Genomic DNA, 17,202 nt, shown 5'->3' with positions numbered 1-17,202 from the left:
GGGGGCTGTCTTGGGCCGCCCTGCGCCTCAGCCGGGCTGTCCTTCGTCGCGGATGGCGGCGCGGACCTGGGGGAGCTGGCGGCGCGAGACCATGAGCAGTTCGGGGATGCCGTGCAGGCGCAGGGCCCAGCCTTCGCCTTCGGTGGGGTCGTCGTGGCGTTCCAGGGCGCGCAGGGCGCTGCGGGCCACCAGCGCGTTGCGGTGCACGCGCAGCAGGTGGTCGGCGTGGCGGGTTTCCAGGTCGGCCAGGGCGCCGTCGAGGATGTAGCTGCGGCCCACGGTGCGCACGGTCACGTATTTCTGTTCGGCCTTGAGGTAGAGCACTTCGGACAGAGGCAGGCGCACGGTGGTGCCCCGGTCCTGTATCAGCAGCACGGGGCCGCTGTCGCGCTCGGCCGTCTGGTGCACCGCCGTGCGTGCGGCCTTGGCCAGGGCCTGCTGCAGGCGCTCGCGGCGCACGGGCTTGGTCAGGTAGTCGGCGGCGTCCAGGTCGAAGGCCTCGACCGCATGGCCGGCATGGGCGGTGACGAAGACCACGGCAGGCGGCAGCGGCAGGCGGCGCAGTGCGTGCGCCAGGGCCAGGCCGTCCTGGCCCGGCATGTGGATGTCCAGCAGTGCCAGTTCCACGGCGCGCGGGCCCGGCGCCTGCAGCACGGCCATGGCCTGGCGCGCGTCTGCCGCTTCACTGACCTGGTGCGGGCCGGTGCCCGTGCAGGCTTCCACATCGGCCAGCAGGGTGCGCAGTCGCGCGCGGGCCAGGGCTTCGTCGTCAACGATCAGGATGTGCATGGTCCTTCTTCTTCGATACGGCCTTCGTGGGGTGGCTGGCAGGCGCAGCCAGCGGCAGGCTGATGCGCACCACGAAATGGCCCTTGAGCGTGCGCGCCGTGAGGTGGGCCTGCAGGTCGTGCAGCAGCGACAGCCGGGCGCGCACATTGGCCAGCGCAATGCCGTTGCCGCGCGTGCCAGCTGCGCTGGCGGAATCGATCTCGGTGGGCAGGGTGTTGGTGATGCGCACCTCCACCAGATCGCCACGGCGCTCGGTGCGCACCTGCAGCTTGCCGCCGCGTGCGCTGGGCTCCACGCCATGGCGTATGGCGTTTTCCACCAGCGGCTGCAGCAGCAGCGGCGGCAGCAGGGCGCCGTGGGCGGCAGGGTCCAGTTGCCAGCGCACCTGCAGCCGTTCGCCGAAGCGCACCTGCTCGATGGCCAGGTAGCGCTGGGCCAGCTCGATCTCCTCGGCCAGCGTGGTCGTGCTGTGCGGCTCGGCCAGCGCGTAGCGGAACAGGTCGCTGAGGTCTTCCAGCAGGGCCTCGGCCTTGGCGGGCTCGGCACGCACCAGGGCGATGGCGCTGTTGAGCGTGTTGAACAGGAAATGCGGGCGTATGCGCGACTGCAGCTCGGCCAGCCGCGCCTGCGTGTCGGCGGGGGTGTGGCCGCGTGCGCGCAGCACCAGGGCGGCCACCAGCAGGGCAGCCAGCAGTCCGCCGGACATGGCGCTGGCCAGCCAGGGGGCGCTGGTGCCGCCTGCCAGTTGCAGCATGGCGCAGGCATACAGCCCGGCCGCCATGCCCAGCAGCACGCCGGCCGCGTACTGCCCGGCGGACGGCAGGCGCTGCAGCGGATGCTTGAGCAGGCAGGCCGCCACCAGCCAGACCAGGGTGCCGGGCAGGCTGGCCCCTGTCAGCAGGGCCATGTTCTCCAGCCACTGCAGCAGCGAGTCGGCGCCGAACATCGCAGCCGTGGCCGCCACGGCCTGCACGAAGAGCACGGCGCGCAGCACCACGCCGACGTTGCAGGCGTCGAAGACCAGCGCCGCAGGCAGGGGCGGCGGGGCGGTGGTGGCGGTCGGCTGGGTCGGCAAGGGGCGGCAGGTAGTGTTTCGGCGGGTGGGGTTCGCGCCGCATGCCCGGATTATGGTCATGCCGGGCGGGCCTGCACAGCGGTCACACCGCCCATGCAGGCCCCTGCACGGGCGTGGCGCCGCCCAGGTCGATAGAATCTTCGCTTCCTGCCCGCGCGGGGGGCGTGCCGCCCACCGCCTGCACCGCCTAATCGAAGATCGCGTCCTCACATGTCTGCCAATCAACCAACGTCCGCCTCGCACAACCAGCTCGACACCAAGGCCCAGGCCTGGTCCGCTCTCTTTGAAGAGCCGATGAGCGATCTGGTCAAGCGCTATACCTCCAGCGTGTTCTTCGACAAGCGCCTGTGGCAGGCCGACATCACGGGCAGCCTGGCGCATGCCGAGATGCTGGCGGCCCAGGGCATCATCGCCGCCGCCGACCACGAGTCCATCCGCAAGGGCATGGCGCAGATCACGCAGGAAATCGAGTCCGGCCAGTTCGAGTGGAAGCTCGACCTGGAAGACGTGCACCTGAACATCGAGGCCCGCCTGACCCAGCTGGTCGGCGACGCCGGCAAGCGCCTGCACACGGGCCGCAGCCGCAATGACCAGGTGGCCACCGACGTGCGCCTGTGGCTGCGCGGCGAGATCGACCTCATCGAAGGCCTGCTCGGCGAGCTGCAGCTGTCCCTGGTCGAAGTGGCCGAGAAGAACGTTGACGTGATCCTGCCCGGCTTCACCCACCTGCAGGTGGCCCAGCCCGTGAGCTTTGCCCACCACCTGCTGGCCTATGTGGAAATGTTCAAGCGCGACGCCGAGCGCATGCTGGACCTGCGCCGCCGCGTCAACGTGCTGCCGCTGGGCAGCGCCGCCCTGGCCGGCACCACCTACCCGCTGGACCGCGAGCGCGTGGCCCGCACCCTGGGCATGGAAGGCGTCTGCCAGAACTCGCTGGACGGCGTCAGCGACCGCGACTTCGCCATCGAATTCACCTCGGCCGCCAGCCTGTGCATGGTGCACGTGAGCCGCCTGTCCGAAGAGCTGATCATCTGGATGAGCCAGAACTTCGGCTTTATCCGCATCGCCGACCGCTTCACCACGGGCTCGTCGATCATGCCGCAGAAGAAGAACCCCGACGTGCCCGAACTGGCACGCGGCAAGACCGGCCGCGTGGTCGGCCACCTGATGGGCCTGATCACCCTGATGAAGGGCCAGCCCCTGGCCTACAACAAGGACAACCAGGAAGACAAGGAGCCGCTGTTCGACACGGTGGACACCCTGAAGGACACGCTGCGCATCTTCGCCGAGATGATCGGCGGCCAGGCCGACCCGGCCACGGGCGGCAAGAAGGGCGGCATCACCGTCAACGCCGAAGCCATGCGCGCCGCCGCACTCAAGGGCTACGCCACGGCCACCGACCTGGCCGACTACCTGGTCAAGAAGGGCCTGCCCTTCCGCGACGCGCACGAGACCGTGGCCCATGCCGTCAAGCTGGCCTCGCAAAAGGGCGTGGACCTGACCGAGCTGCCGCTGGCCGAACTGCAGGCCTTCAATCCCGGCATCGAGGCCGACGTCTTCGAGGCGCTCAGCCTGGAAGGCTCGCTCAATGCGCGCAACACCCTGGGCGGCACGGCGCCGGCCCAGGTGCGCAAGCAGCTGGCAGGCCACCAGGCGCGCTTGAATGCACGCCTGAACGCACGCCTGGGCTGATCCCCCCGTTCGCCGGAGCCGCGCCATGACATCCTCCCGCCGCCAACTGCTGACCGGGGCGCTGCGCGCCGCCGGCGCAGTGACTGCCGCTGCCGCCTCGTCGGCCCTGGCTCCGCTGGCCTGGGCACAGCCCGGGCAGGCCATCCGCATCCTGGTGGGCTTTCCGCCGGGCGGCGGCACGGATGCCATCGCACGCCTGCTGGCCGACCGGCTCAAGGACGTGCTGGGCACCACGGTGCTGGTGGACAACCGCCCCGGCGCGGGCGGGCAGATCGCGGCGCAGCAGCTCAAGGCGGCTGCGGCCGATGGCCACACCCTGTTCCTCACGCACGACCACACCATCTCCATCCTGCCCCAGGTGGTGAAGAAGCCGGGTTTCGACCCTGGCCATGATTTCGTTCCCGTGGCCGGCTTTGCCACCTTCGTGAACGCGCTGGCGGTCTCCGCCAACACGCCGGCGCGCAACCTTGCCGAGTATGTGGAGTGGGTGCGCCAGGGCGCAAAGCGCGGCAGCATCGGCATTCCCGCGCCCGCGTCCACGCCGGAATTCCTGGTCAGGCTGCTGGGCGAGCACTACAAGCTGGACCTGGTGGCCGCGCCCTACCGGGGCAGCGCGCCCATGCTGGCCGACATGCTGGGCAACCAGATTCCGGCCGGCATCGCCTCGGTGCAGGACTTCATGGAAAACCACAAGGCCGGCAAGCTGCGCGTGATCGGCGTGCTGGGTACGCGCCGCCAGGCCACCATGCCCGAAGTGCCCACGCTGGCCGAGCAGGGCGTCAAGGGCTTCGAGGACACGCCCTACTACGGCATCTACGCGCCGCGCGGCACGCCCCAGGCCTTCATCGACCGCTTCTCCGCCGCCGTGGCCACCGTGCTCAAGCAGCCCGATGTGCACGAGCAGCTCACCGCCCTGGGCCTGACCGTGGGCCACATGCCGCCCGCACAGCTGGCCGAGCGCGAGCAGGCCTATACCCAGGTCTGGAAACGCATCATCCAGACCAGCGGCTTCCAGCCGCAGTAAGCGCGCGTCCAGCGGTCCCGCATGTTCTACGCGATTCCGCTGGAGGACCGGCCCCGCTGGAGCAATCCGCCGTGGATGACGCTGCTGATCATCCTCGTGAACGTGCTGGTGTTCTTCGGGCCGCAGCGCTCCGAGGAGCGTGCCCAGCAGGCGGCGGCGCAGTTCTATGCCGCCAGCGCGCTGCCGGGCATCGAGTTGCCGCGCTTCGTGGACTGGCTGCAGCGCACGGATTCGCCGATGGCAAAGCAGGCAAAGGCGCTGCAGAAGAGGGGCCTGGTCGAGCCGCTGTTGCAGCGCATGGAGCGGGAGCCGAAATTCCTGGCGCTGCTGCGCAGCGGGCAGATCGTGCCCGCAAGCGATCCCCTGCACGAGCGTTGGCAGACCGACCGTAGCCGCTACGAGGCGTTGCAGCCGGAACCTTTCACCACGCGCTGGGCCAAAAACTATGCGCTGGACGCGCCGATGCGCCCGGTGACCTGGATCACCGCAGCGTTCCTGCATGTCGACACCAGCCACCTGGTGGGCAATATGCTGTTTCTCTTCATGTTCGGCTTCTCGGTCGAGTTGATGCTGGGGCGCGGCACCTATCTGTTGTTTTATCTGCTGGGCGCCGTGGGTGGCTCGGTGCTTTCGGGCTGGGCCTATGCAGGCACAGGCAGTTACGGCTTGGGCGCCTCGGGCGCCGTGGCGGCCCTGATGGGCATGTACGCCGTCATGTACCGGTTGCGGCGTGTCCGTTTCTTCTATCAGCTGTTTTTTTATTTCAACTACGTCACTGCGCCCGCCTTGATCCTGCTGCCAGCCTGGATCGCCAATGAAGTGCTGCAGCATTTTTTCAGTGGCCAGAGCGCAGGCTACATGGCCCACCTGGGCGGCCTGCTCACAGGAGCGACCCTGATGGCCCTGCATCTGCGCCGCAAGCCACGGGCGGCGTTGGCGGGCCGCCATTCGGCGCCGGACGATGGCTTCGACGCACATGTCGCCAACGCGCGACGCCTGGGCCAGGCGCTGGACATGGAGGGCGCTCTGCGCGCCTGGCGCGCCGCAGCCCAGCTGCGGCCTGCCGACACCGAGGTGCTGCGGGCCTGGTTTGCCGCGGCCCGCTATGCGCCTGCCAGCGAGGACTTCCACCGGGCGGCCCGGCGCATCTTCAGGCTGCCGGCCCGTGATGCCGCCACCCTCGCCTGGCAGCACGCCAGTTACCGCATCTACCTGGACCTGGCCCGCCCAGGCGCCAGGATCGCGCCCGAGGACATGGTCAGGCTGGTGCGCCGCTTCACGCGTGCCCGTGCGTTCGACGATGCCGAGAAGCTGTGCCACGCGCTGCTGCAGGCAGCACCCGGCCAGCCGGGCCTGGGCGAGACGCTGTGCCTGCTGGTCAACGGCCTGCTGCAGCAGGGGCTGGCACAGCGCGCCCGCGCCTGGCTGCCACAACTGCAGCGCTGGGCGCCCGATGAGGCCGTGACCCGGCTGTTGCTCGACGGGCAGGCCCGGGCCCAGGCCACGGCGTGATCAGTGCGGGGCCGGGCGCGGGTCCGGTCCCTGTTCCGGTTCCGGGTCACGCAGCAGCCACCGCACCTCCTGCGTGGCCTCGCTGTCGGGATGGCGCGCCTGCAGCGTGGCCAGGATGCCCTGGGCCATGTCCCGGCGCCCGAAGCCCTGCAGCATCAGGCGCGCCGCCAGTTCATAGGCATGGGGCACGGCGGCATGGCCCTTGAAGCGTTTGTCGAAGCCCGAGATCAGGGTCAGCGTCGCCTGAGCATCGCCCGCGCGCCAGGTGCTGCGCGCCAGGGCCAGTGTCTGGTCGGCATCGTCCAGCGCAAAGCTCGCTTCCTTGGCGCGGCAGGCCTGGAACACCTTGAGCGCCTCGGCGGTCTGGCCCTGGCGCAGCAGCAGGGCGATGAAGCGCCGGCCGTGGTCCAGCAGCGTGGCCGTCTTGTCCGACAGCAGCAGCAAGCGGTGGTAGCGGCGCTGGGCATGCGTGTCGTCGGGGTGGGTGCGCTGGTCCTCGTAGGCCAGGCCCAGCGCGGCGGCCAGGTCGCCAGCGGCCACGTGCTCGGCCACGTCCTCGTCCAGCTGCTGGCGGGCGATCTGTTCGGGCGTGCGCGCAGGCGCCCCGTCGGGGCCGCTGTCTGCCTGGGGCACGGCGTCGATGCCCAGAGCCTCATGGTGCTGGTACATCACATAGCCCAGCAGGCTGGCCATGACCCAGCCGAAATAGATCATGGCGAAGTTGAACAGCGGCAGCAGGATCAGCCCGCTGAACAGCGGCAGCAGCAGCGACATGGCGATCTGCGCACCGCTGCTCAACAGGAACAGAAAAAAGCACAGCAGCGCATAGGGCTTGCCGATGATGCGCACCGTGTCCAGGATCAGCAGCGGATTGAGTGCGGAGAAAAAGCCCGTCGTCTGCACCAGCACGATGATGCTGGCCGGCAGCAAAAAGGACAGCAGCAGCAGGGCCAGCTGTGCCATGCCCAGGCTCACCCGCGCACACCAGCCGACGATGATGCCGTGCACCACCAAAATGGCGAACAGCTTCCAGGGCAGATGGGTCCAGTCCGGGTCCAGGTGGCGAGGATAGTCCGCAGCGCGCGATATGCCCTGCGAACCCAGCGCTGCCACCTTGAAACCATAGCGGCTGGCGGCCAGCAGGATACCGATCTGCACCAGCCCGATGGCCAGGGGTGCGGGCAGGAAGAACAGCGCCTTGAACAGCAGGCTGCCCAGCGACAGCAGCAGCGCATAGCCCAGCGGCTGTGACTGGAACGGAAAGGCGAAGAACTGGTTGATCCGGTGCCAGAACGGCTGAGGCACGGCAACGTGGTTCGGCTTCATGGACGGACTCTCTCCCTGTGTTGTATCCGCGCAGTATAGGCAGCACGCTGTATGTAGTCTGACGGGGCCTGTGGTGGGAGGTGAGCCCTGTGATTGCACGGATATGACGTGTTGATGCGCCGATGTCTTACAGACGGATACACCGCAGACCCGGTTCCGGGCACCCGCAGCAGGGCCTGCAGCGGATGCGGGCCGGTATCATCCCGCGCAGTGGTTTTCAGCCGCAGCGGATGCGGCCCTGCATTCGGTGCATGCGGGCGACAGGCCTGCGCCTTGTTCCAGCCCTTGCCGCCGAGCCCTGCCTGCAGCGCAGGGTTTTTCATTTGCAGCGTGTCATGCGGACAGCTCGCGTCGCAGTGCTGAAAGCCTGCTCATTCCAAGAAAACAGCGGGCCATCTGAGCCCGACAGAAGGGATTGCCATGGGGGTGCTTCGCACGAAAGCGATCAGTGGGTTGCAGGGGGCTCCGGCGCACAGCCGGCCCTGGGGCCGGTGGGGGTTGGGGCTGCTGCTGGGATCGGTGGCGCTGACGGCGCAGGCCGTGGGCGTGCGCCAGTTCAGCCCGCAGGGAGAGGTGGCCAAGGTCGAGCAGGTGGTGGTGCAGTTCGATGGCACGGCCGTGCGCTTTGGCGACCCCAAGGCGGCCGCGCCGGTCACGCTCAGCTGCAGCGATGCGGCGGCCACCCAGGGCACGGGCCGCTGGAACAGCGACCGCGAATGGGTGTTCGACTTCAAGCAGGCCCTGCCGCCCGGCGTGCGCTGCACGGCCCAGCTGGTGGCCGGCTACAAGTCGCCTGCGGGCACGGCCGTGACGGGCGCTGCCAGCTACCAGTTCCAGACCGGCGGCCCGGCCGTGCTGGACATGGCGCCCGACACCTATGAACAGATCGACGAGGAGCAGTACTTCGCGCTGCGCCTGTCGGGCCCGGCCACCGTGCAAAGCCTGCAGCAGCACATGTGGTGCACGGCCGAAGGCGTGGGCGAGCGCATACCCGTGCGCCTGATCGACGGCAAGGAGCGCGACGAGCTGCTCAAGCACCGCGGCTGGGACAAGGCCGCCGCCAAGAACCCTCTGCAGTACGCCACGCTGTCCTGCAACCGCCGCCTGACGGCGGGCACGACCATGAAGCTGGTTTTTGGCGCCGGCATCGCCACGCCCAACGGCGTGGCCAGCCGCCAGGACAAGCGCTTCGAGTACCGCGTGCGCGAGCCCTTCGCGGCCGAGTTCAGCTGCGAGCGCGAGAACGCCCAGGCCGCCTGCCTGCCGATCCGCCCCATGCGCCTGAGCTTCAATGCCCCCGTGCCGCGCAAGCTGGCCGAGGGCATTCGCCTGAGCAGCGGCGCCTCCAAGGTGGCGCCCGTGATCGACGGCGAATACGGCGAAAAGCTCAGCGAGGATTCGCTGGTGCAGAACCTGAGCTTCCCGGCCACCATGCAGGCCCAGGCGCGCTACACGGTGGAGCTGCCTCCGCAGTTCAAGGACGCGGCGGGCCGCAGCCTGAGCAATGCCGACATGTTCCCGCTGCAGGTGGCCACGGGCGCGCTGCCGCCGCTGGCCAAGTTCGCGGCCTCGCCCTTCGGCATCGTCGAGCGCTATGCCGAAGGCCCGGACGGCCCGGCCCTGCTGCCCGTGACGCTGCGCAATGTGGAGTCCGAGCTGGCCACCAAGTCCCTGGATGCCAGCCGCGTGAGCACCAAGCAGCCCGGCAGCGATGCCGAGATCATCGCCTGGATGCGCCGCGTGGCCGACTACGAGTCCTCCGACATGGACCGCAAGCGCGCCTCGCGCGACATCAAGGGCCCGCTGCCGCCCGTGATCGACAACGAAAACCGCGACTATGTGCAGACGCGCATGCTGTCGCTGCTGGCCGGCCAGGGCGACGTCAAGACGCTGGAGCTGCCCAAGCCCGTCAAGGGCGATCCGCGCCCCTTCGAGGTGGTGGGCATTCCGCTCACGCCGGGCTTTCACGTGGTCGAGATCGCCTCGCCGCTGCTGGGCCAGTCGCTGCTCGATGAGCGCTACGGCTCGGCACGCAGCATGTATGTGCGCACCTCGGCCTTGGTGACCAACCTGTCCGTCCACTTCAAGCTCGGCCGCGAGAACGCGGCCGCCTGGGTGACCACGCTGGACAAGGGCCAGGCCGTGGCCAATGCCAAGATCCAGGTCTCCGACTGCAATGGCAAGGTGCTGACCTCGGCCACCACCGACGCCAGCGGCGTGGCGCGCCTGGAAGGCCTGTCGCCCGAGCCGCCCCAATGCACGGGCGGTGTCGGCTACCGCTCGCCGGCCTACTTCGTCAGTGCACGCGCCCAGGGCAAGGACGGCCAGCAGGAGCTGGCCTTCACCTGGAGCGACTGGCAGCGCGGCATCGAGTCCTGGCGCTTCAACGTGCCCACCAGCCGCAGCGCCCAGCGCGACGAGGTGGCCCACACCATCTTCGACCGCACGCTGCTGCGCGCCGGCGAGACCGTGTCCATGAAGCACCTGATGCGCACCCAGACCGGCATCGGCCAGGGGCAGGGCGGCTTTGCGCTGCCCGAGCAGCGGCCCACGCAACTGGTCATTACCCATGAAGGCAGCGGCCAGCAGTACACACAGCCGCTGCAGTGGCGTTCCACGGGCACGGGCGGCCTGAGTGCGGAAAACAGCTTCTCCGTGCCCAAGGGCGCCAAGCTCGGCTCGTATTCCGTGGAGCTGCGCGGCGATGGCAACGGCTCGCGCGGGCGCAACAACCGCTTCGGCACGGGCAGCTTCCGTGTCGAGGAATTCCGCCTGCCCGTGCTCGAAGGCCGCGTGGGCCCCGAAGGCAAGCAGGCCCTGGTCGGCGTCTCCAGCCTGCCGGTGCAGGTGCAGGTGAACTACGTCTCCGGCGGCCCGGCCGCCAACCTGCCGGTGCGCGTGTCCGCCCTGGTGCGCTCCACCTGGATGGACCGCAGCGACTGGCAGGGCTTCAGCTTCTCGGCACCGCGCAGCGCCCAGGACACGGGCCAGAGCGATGACGAGGAGGCCACGGCCTCCCAGGACAGCAAGGTGGTGGCCGACAAGCTGCCCGTGACGCTGGACCGTGAAGGACTGGGCAAGCTCAAGATCGAGAACCTGCCCAAGCTGCGCGAGCCGCGCGAGCTGCTGATCGAGGCCACCTATGCCGATCCCAACGGCGAGGTGCAGACCCTGCGCAGCACGCAGATGCTGTGGCCCGCGGCCATCGTGGCCGGCGTGCGCGCCGAAAGCTGGATCACCACAGGCCGCAAGCTCCAGTTCCAGGCGCTGGCCCTGGGCGTGGACGGCAAGCCCCAGGCCGGCGTGCCGGTCAAGGTGGAGGCCATCTCCCGCGTCACCACCAGCAGCCGCAAGCGCCTGGTGGGGGGCTTTTACAGCTACGACAACCAGACCACGCTCAAGTCCATGGGCACGGTGTGCACGGGCAACAGCGATGCCCAGGGCATGGTGCAGTGCGAAGCCCAGCTGTCGCAGCCCGGCGAGGTGGAGCTGATCGTCACCGCCTCCGACAAGGATGGCCGGCCCGCCCAGGCCGCCTCCAGCGTCTGGGTCACCCGCCAGGGCGAACTGTGGTTCGGCGGCGAGGACCATGACCGCATGGACGTGCTGCCCGAAAAGCGCAGCTACGAGCCCGGCGAGACCGCGCGCTTCCAGGTGCGCATGCCCTTCCGCTACGCGACGGCCCTGGTCGCCGTGGAACGCGAAGGCATCGTCAGCACCCAGGTCATGCAGCTCAATGGCCAGAACCCCACCGTGGAGCTGAAGGTCCAGCCCGACTGGGGCCCCAACGTCTACGTGAGCGTGCTGGCCCTGCGCGGGCGACTGCGCGAGGTGCCCTGGTACAGCTTCTTCACCTGGGGCTTCAAGGCGCCGCGCGAGTGGTGGAACGCCTTCTGGCATGAGGGCAAGGAGTACATCGCGCCCACGGCCCTGGTCGATCTGTCCAAGCCCGCCTATCGCCTGGGCATGGCCGAGATCCGCGTGGGCACCAAGGCCCATCGCATCGACGTCAAGGTCACGGCCGACCAGGCCAGCTACCAGGTGCGCGGCACCGCCAAGGTCACCATCAGCGCCACGCTGCCCGACGGCAAGCCCGCCGCTGGCGCCGAGGTGGCGCTGGCGGTCGTGGACCAGGCCCTGCTGGAGCTCATGCCCAACACCAGCTGGCAGCTGGCCGACGCGATGCTGCGCCGCCGCGAGTGGGGCGTGCAGACCTCGACCGCGCAGATGGAGGTGATCGGCAGGCGCCACTACGGCCGCAAGGCCGTGGCCGCTGGCGGCGGCGGTGGCCGCAGCCAGACGCGCGAGCTGTTCGAGACGCTGCTGCTGTGGAATCCGAGCGTGGTGCTCGATGCCCAGGGCAAGGCCCAGGTCAGCGTGCCGCTCAACGACTCGCTGACCACCTTCCAGGTGGTAGCGGTGGCCGACCATGGCGTGTCGATGTTCGGCACGGGCCAGGCGCCCATCCGCACCGCCCAGGACCTGCAGATCATCAGCGGCCTGCCGCCGCTGGTGCGCGAGGAGGACCAGTTCCGTGCCATGGTCACGCTGCGCAACACCTCGGCCAAGGCCATGAAGGTGCAGGTCACGCCGCGTGCCACGCTGCTGGAGCTGGCAGCGCAGACCGTGGAGATTCCCGCGGGCGAGGCGCGCGAGGTGGCCTGGAACGTCACGGCGCCGGCCCAGCTGGGCCAGACCCGCGCCGAGGCGCTGATCTGGGAGATCGAGGCCCGCGACACCGCAGGCGGTGACAAGCCGGCCAGCGACAGGCTGAAGGTCAGCCAGCGCATCATCCCGGCCGTGCCGCTGACGGTGCAGCAGGGTACCCTGATGCAGGTCGATGGCAGCATCAACCTGCCCGTGCAACTGCCGGCCGATGCACTGTCCGGCCGCGGCGGCCTGCGCATGTCGCTGGCGCCCAAGCTGGCCGAAGGCCTGCCGGGCGTGCGCGACTGGTGGGCGCGCTATCCCTACAGCTGCCTGGAGCAGGTCACCAGCAAGGCCGTGGGCATGAGCGACGCCACGCTGTGGCAGTCCACCATGGGCCAACTGCCCAGCTACCTGGACGGCGACGGCCTGGCCAGCTACTTCCCGCTGGCGGGCGACGGTTCGGGCCGTGCGGCCCGCGGCAGCGATACGCTGACGGCCCACCTGCTCAACCTCTCGGCACTGGCACAGGGCGTGGACAAGCGCTTCGTGCTGCCGGCGGCCGAGCGCGAGCGCATGGAAAACGGCCTGATCGCCTTCGTCGAAGGCCGCATCCAGCGCAGCTTCTGGAGCCCGCGCAAGGATCTGGACATGCGCAAGCTGGCCGCCATCCAGGCGCTGGCGCTGACGGGCCGCGCCAATCCGCGCATGCTCGACAGCATCACCATCGCGCCCAATGACTGGCCCACGCATGCCGTCATCGACTGGGTGGCCCTGCTCAAGCACATGCGCGAGCTGCCCCAGCGCGAACAGCAGCTGGCCCAGGCCCAGCAGATCCTGCGCGCCCGCCTGAGCTACCAGGGCACGCGCGTGGCCTTCAGCAACGAGCAGGACGACCAGTGGTGGTGGCTGATGCAGGGCCCCGAGGTCAACCTGGCCCGCCTGATGCTGGTCAACATGGACGACCCGACGTGGAAGGAAGAGCTGCCGCGCCTGGCCAATGGCTTCATCTCGCGCCAGAGCAACGGCGCCTGGGGCACGACCACGGCCAACCTGTGGGGCGCGCTGGCACTGCAGCGCTTCTCGCAGCAGTTCGAGGCCACGCCCGTGACGGGCGCCACCCAGGCGGCTTTGGGCGCGTCCCAGGCCCGCGTGGAGTGGAGCCAGGTCACGCGCATGCGCGCCAGCGACACCGAGGGCGCGGCGCACCAGGCGTCCAGCTTCGGCGCGACCACGGTGGTCGGCGGCCTGCGCAACAACACCATGTTCCTGCCCTGGAGCGCGGTGGGTGATGCTCGCAAGGGCCAACTGACGGTGACCCAGCAGGGCACCGGCAAGCCCTGGCTCACGCTGCAGTCGGTGGCGGCCGTGCAGCTGAAGGCGCCGTTCAGCGCCGGCTACACCGTCACGCGCACGGTCAAGCCCGTGGAGCAGGCCGACAAGAGCCTGCCCGCAGGCCAGTACTCGCGCGGCGACGTGCTGCGCGTCACGCTGGAGGTGCAGGCCCGCACCGACATGACCTGGGTGGCCATCACCGACCCCGTGCCCACGGGCGCCACCATCCTGGGCGGCGGTCTGGGGCGCGACTCGGAGATCGCCTCGGGCGGCGAGCGCGCAGAAGGCGCGGGCTGGCTGGCTTATGAAGAGCGCAGCTTCGAGGCCTACCGCGCCTACTACCAGTACCTGCCCAAGGGCAATACGCGCGTGGAGTACACCGTGCGGCTGAACAATGCCGGCGACTTCGCGCTGCCGCCCACGCGGGTGGAGGCGCTGTATGCGCCCGAGATGTTCGGCGAGGTTCCCAACGCCCGCATCAAGGTGAGCGACAAGCGCTGATGCAGCGTTGATGGCGCCCTGACAAGGGGGCGGCCCTGCGGCCTATGATGGCTGCAGGACCGCCCCCTTTTTTCATCACCCTCCGCTCCATGGCACAAGTCATCCTCTCTCCGGTTCCCTCAGGCAGCGCCCTGCAGGACCGCCTCAAGACCGCCTATTTCCACGACAGCTACCAGCTGCAATTGCCGGACGACGGCAGCAGCCCCATGGCGCTGTACCTGCGCTGCGTGGGCCGCACGCCGGGCTGGATCGACTTTCTGATGCGCCTGCGCAACCGCGTGGTGGCGCCCTTCGGCATCAAGGACCTGGGCACGCTCAGCGGCGTCGATGCGCAGCGCCAGCCATCGAGCTACCGCGTGGGCGATCGCGCCGGCATCTTCCGTGTCCATGCCCTGAGCGACAGCGAAGTGGTCCTGGGCGACAGCGACCGGCACCTGGACGTGCAGGTCTCCCTCATGCGGCTGCCCAGCCCCGAGGGCGCGCCGTCCGGCACCTTCACCGCCGCCATGTCCACCGTGGTCCATGTGCACAATGCGCTGGGCCGCATCTACATGCTGGGCGTGGCGCCGGCCCACCGCGTCATCGCCCCGGCCGTGGTGGCCAAGCTGGCCGGCTGAAAGCTGCGGATGGAGCCGTCGGCTGTCCAGACCATCAAAATGGCCGTCATGGGTGCCTCGGGGCTGTCCAAGGACGCCTTGCATATCTACGTGGGCCTGACGGTGGCGCTGGCCGCCTGCGCCGTGCTGCGCAGACCCCTGGGCAGCTGGACGCCCCTCCTGGCGGCCCTGGCGGTGGCCATGACGGGCGAGCTGCTGGACATGCGCGACGATATCGCGAGCCTGGGGTATTGGCGCTGGGGCGCCAGCCTGCACGACATTGCCAATACCGTGTTCTGGCCCGCCGTACTGGCTGCGCTGGCGCGCTGGAGCAGCGTGCTGGGGCGTCGGCCCTGAAGTCAGCAAATCGGAAGCCTTTGGCGTTGGCGTCCGACGCCTGCTTCCACGCCGCCCCTTGCATACTTGCGGCCTTTGCCCGGCGGACATCCCCCGAGCAGGGAACGGGGCCCGCCCCACAAGGGCAGGGCCGCCACCATTGCGAATCGGTTCCCGGGCACACCATTGATCACAAGAGAGAGGGTATATGCCAGACACGACCACCGATCCCCGACCGGCGCCACCCGCGCCACCAGTGGCTCCGCCACCGGATGCACCGCAGGCGGCCACGCCATCGCCTGCCGAGCCTGCACCGCGCATCACCTTCTCAGGCCCCGTCGTCATTCCTTCCCTGCTGGTGCTGGGCCTGCTGCTGCTGTACTGCGGCCTCATGCCCGACAGCGCCGACCTGCTGTTCTCCAGCGCCCAGGCCTGGGTGGTGGGGCACATGGACTGGTTCTATGCCGTCTCGGTCACGCTGTTCCTGGTCTTTCTGATCTTCGTCGCGTCCAGCCGTTTCGGTGATATCCGCCTGGGTCCCGATGATGCGGAGCCCGAGTTCAGCTTCATCTCCTGGACCGCCATGCTGTTCGCCGCCGGCATGGGCATCGGCCTGATGTACTTCGGCGTGGGCGAGCCGCTGCAGCATTTCCTCAAGCCGCCCACGGCCGTGCCTTCCACGCCGGCCGCCGCGCGCGAGGCGCTGCAGTCCACCTTCTTCCACTGGGGCTTTCATGCCTGGGCCGTCTACGGAACCATGGGCCTGGTGTTGGCGTACTTCGGCTTTCGCTACAACCTGCCGCTGACCATGCGCTCGGGCCTGTACCCGCTGCTGGGCAAGCGCATCAACGGCCCCATCGGCCACAGCGTGGATGCCTTCGCGCTGGTGGGCACCATCGCGGGTATCGCCACCACGCTGGGCTATGGCGCGCTGCAGCTGGCTGCGGGCCTGCATACGGTGACGGGATGGGACACCTCCACGGCGCTGTTCCGCATCTCGGTCATCGTCATCGTGGTCGGCCTGGCCGGGCTGTCGGCCGTCTCGGGCCTGGACAAGGGCGTGCGCCGCCTGAGCGAGTTCAATCTCGTGCTGGCCTTCATCCTGCTGGCCTTCGTCATTGTGGCGGGGCCCACGGTCTTCCTCTTCGAGGCGCTGAGCGAGAACATCGGCAACTACCTGTCTGGCCTGGTCCAGCTGTCGTTCCGCACCTTTGCCTACGAGCCGCCCAGCCAGGAAGGCTGGTTCGGCGGCTGGACCATCCTCTACTGGGCCTGGTGGATCTCCTGGTCGCCCTTCGTGGGCATGTTCATCGCGCGCATCTCGCGCGGGCGCACCATCCGCCAGTTCGTGACCGGCGTGCTGCTGGTGCCCACGGCCTTCAACCTGCTGTGGATGACGGCCTTCGGCAACAGCGCCATCTGGATAGACACCCACGTGGCCATGGGCGCGTTGGGGCAGACGGCCTCGAACGTGGATGCGCTGCTGTTCCGCTTCTTCGAGTACCTGCCCTGGTTCAAGCCCGTGGCTTGGCTCACCATCGTGCTGATCGCGGTGTTCTTCGTCACCTCGGCGGACTCCGGGGCCTTCGTGGTGGACAACATCGCCTCGCGCGGCCATGCGCGTTCGCCGGTCTGGCAGCGGCTGTTCTGGGCTGCCGTGCTGGGCGTGACGGCCATGGTGCTGATGCTGGCCGGCGGCCTCAAGGCGCTGCAGGCCATGACCCTGGTGGCGGCCCTGCCGGTGGCCGTCATCATGCTGGCCCTGTGCTACGGGCTGTGGCGCGGGCTGCAGGCCGACCGCGCGCACTTCTCGCCCGACCTGGCTCCGGCCACCAGCTTCTGGAGCGGCCAGCACTGGCGCAAGCGCCTGGAGCAGATCGTGCACCAGCCCTCGCGCGCCGATGTGCGCAGGTTCCTGGCCGGCGTGGTGTTGCCCGCCATGAACGAGGTGGCCGCCGAGATGCAAAGGCGCGGCGTGCAGGCCGTGGTCACCGAGGACCTGGATGGCGAGGGCGCCGTGCGCCTGACCGTGCCCGATCCCTCGCTGCGCGACTTCGTCTACGGCGTGCGCGCCACGCGCCGCACGGTGCCCACCTTCCTGGTGAGCGAGGCGGCCAGCGAGCAGGAGCGCCGCCATGTCTACGAGCCCATCACCTTCTTCGAGGACGGCCGCCTGGGCCACGACATCCAGTACCTGCGCAGCGAGGAAGTCATCGCCGACATCCTGCGCCACTACGAGCGCTACCTGTCGCTGAGCGCCGACCAGCGCACGCATCTGCTGAACCGGGCTCCGGGCCACAGCTGAGCCGTGCTGCGCAGTGCCGCCGTCGCGGCACCCCGGGCCTTTGGGTAAACACCGGGGTGCCAGC

Annotated in this window: 10 protein-coding genes; 7 read left to right on the top strand and 3 right to left on the bottom strand. The window is 69.3% G+C overall.

Annotated elements, in window-relative coordinates; all coding sequences use genetic code 11:
- Window positions 1-27 precede the first annotated feature (27 nt).
- Both IAE24_RS01870 and IAE24_RS01865 read right to left on the bottom strand, forming a co-directional pair.
- Window positions 28-789 (bottom strand): LytR/AlgR family response regulator transcription factor, encoded by a 762-nt coding sequence (locus IAE24_RS01870; RefSeq protein ID WP_012207116.1) that lies wholly within the window; start codon window positions 787-789, stop codon window positions 28-30.
- Entirely contained in the window at window positions 770-1,924 is a 1,155-nt protein-coding gene (locus IAE24_RS01865) for a sensor histidine kinase (RefSeq protein ID WP_199960026.1), read from the bottom strand. Before IAE24_RS01865 ends, IAE24_RS01870 begins: the two co-directional genes overlap by 20 nt.
- A gap of 150 nt (window positions 1,925-2,074) precedes the next feature.
- Here IAE24_RS01865 and argH point away from each other — a divergent pair, with 150 nt between their 5' ends.
- From argH to IAE24_RS01850, 3 genes are read left to right on the top strand one after another with little or no spacing between them, the layout of a single operon-like run.
- Window positions 2,075-3,556, top strand: coding sequence for an argininosuccinate lyase (argH, locus tag IAE24_RS01860; protein ID WP_012207114.1), 1,482 nt, complete (start codon window positions 2,075-2,077; stop codon window positions 3,554-3,556).
- Window positions 3,557-3,581: 25 nt separating this feature from the next.
- Window positions 3,582-4,580, top strand: a complete 999-nt coding sequence (locus IAE24_RS01855) for a Bug family tripartite tricarboxylate transporter substrate binding protein (protein ID WP_199960025.1) — start codon at window positions 3,582-3,584, stop codon at window positions 4,578-4,580.
- Window positions 4,581-4,601: 21 nt separating this feature from the next.
- Complete coding sequence (locus IAE24_RS01850) at window positions 4,602-6,092, top strand: rhomboid family intramembrane serine protease (protein ID WP_199960024.1); 1,491 nt, start codon at window positions 4,602-4,604, stop codon at window positions 6,090-6,092.
- Here the strand turns inward: IAE24_RS01850 and IAE24_RS01845 are convergent, their stop codons facing one another.
- Window positions 6,093-7,418, bottom strand: coding sequence for a tetratricopeptide repeat protein (locus tag IAE24_RS01845; RefSeq protein ID WP_013800953.1), 1,326 nt, complete (start codon window positions 7,416-7,418; stop codon window positions 6,093-6,095).
- 420 nt (window positions 7,419-7,838) lie between these two features.
- On the opposite strand from IAE24_RS01845, the gene IAE24_RS01840 reads away from it, so the two are divergent.
- From IAE24_RS01840 to IAE24_RS01825, 4 genes are all read left to right on the top strand, one after another.
- Window positions 7,839-13,901, top strand: coding sequence for an alpha-2-macroglobulin family protein (locus IAE24_RS01840; protein WP_199960022.1), 6,063 nt, complete (start codon window positions 7,839-7,841; stop codon window positions 13,899-13,901).
- An 89-nt stretch (window positions 13,902-13,990) separates the two neighbouring features.
- A complete protein-coding gene (locus IAE24_RS01835) occupies window positions 13,991-14,518 on the top strand; it encodes a DUF2867 domain-containing protein (protein WP_199960020.1) in 528 nt (175 codons plus the stop codon).
- 39 nt (window positions 14,519-14,557) lie between these two features.
- Window positions 14,558-14,854 carry a hypothetical protein gene (locus IAE24_RS01830; protein WP_083571195.1) on the top strand — a complete coding sequence of 99 codons (297 nt, stop codon included), beginning with the start codon at window positions 14,558-14,560 and terminating at the stop codon, window positions 14,852-14,854.
- A 187-nt stretch (window positions 14,855-15,041) separates the two neighbouring features.
- Window positions 15,042-17,138, top strand: a complete 2,097-nt coding sequence (locus IAE24_RS01825; RefSeq protein ID WP_199960018.1) for a BCCT family transporter — start codon at window positions 15,042-15,044, stop codon at window positions 17,136-17,138.
- Window positions 17,139-17,202 lie beyond the last annotated feature (64 nt).

The organism is Delftia sp. S65 (assembly GCF_016516495.1).
Taxonomy (GTDB): Bacteria; Pseudomonadota; Gammaproteobacteria; order Burkholderiales; family Burkholderiaceae_C; genus Comamonas; species Comamonas acidovorans.
Note: the sequence above shows the minus strand (reverse complement) of the source record. Positions and strands in the feature narration are given on the sequence as shown.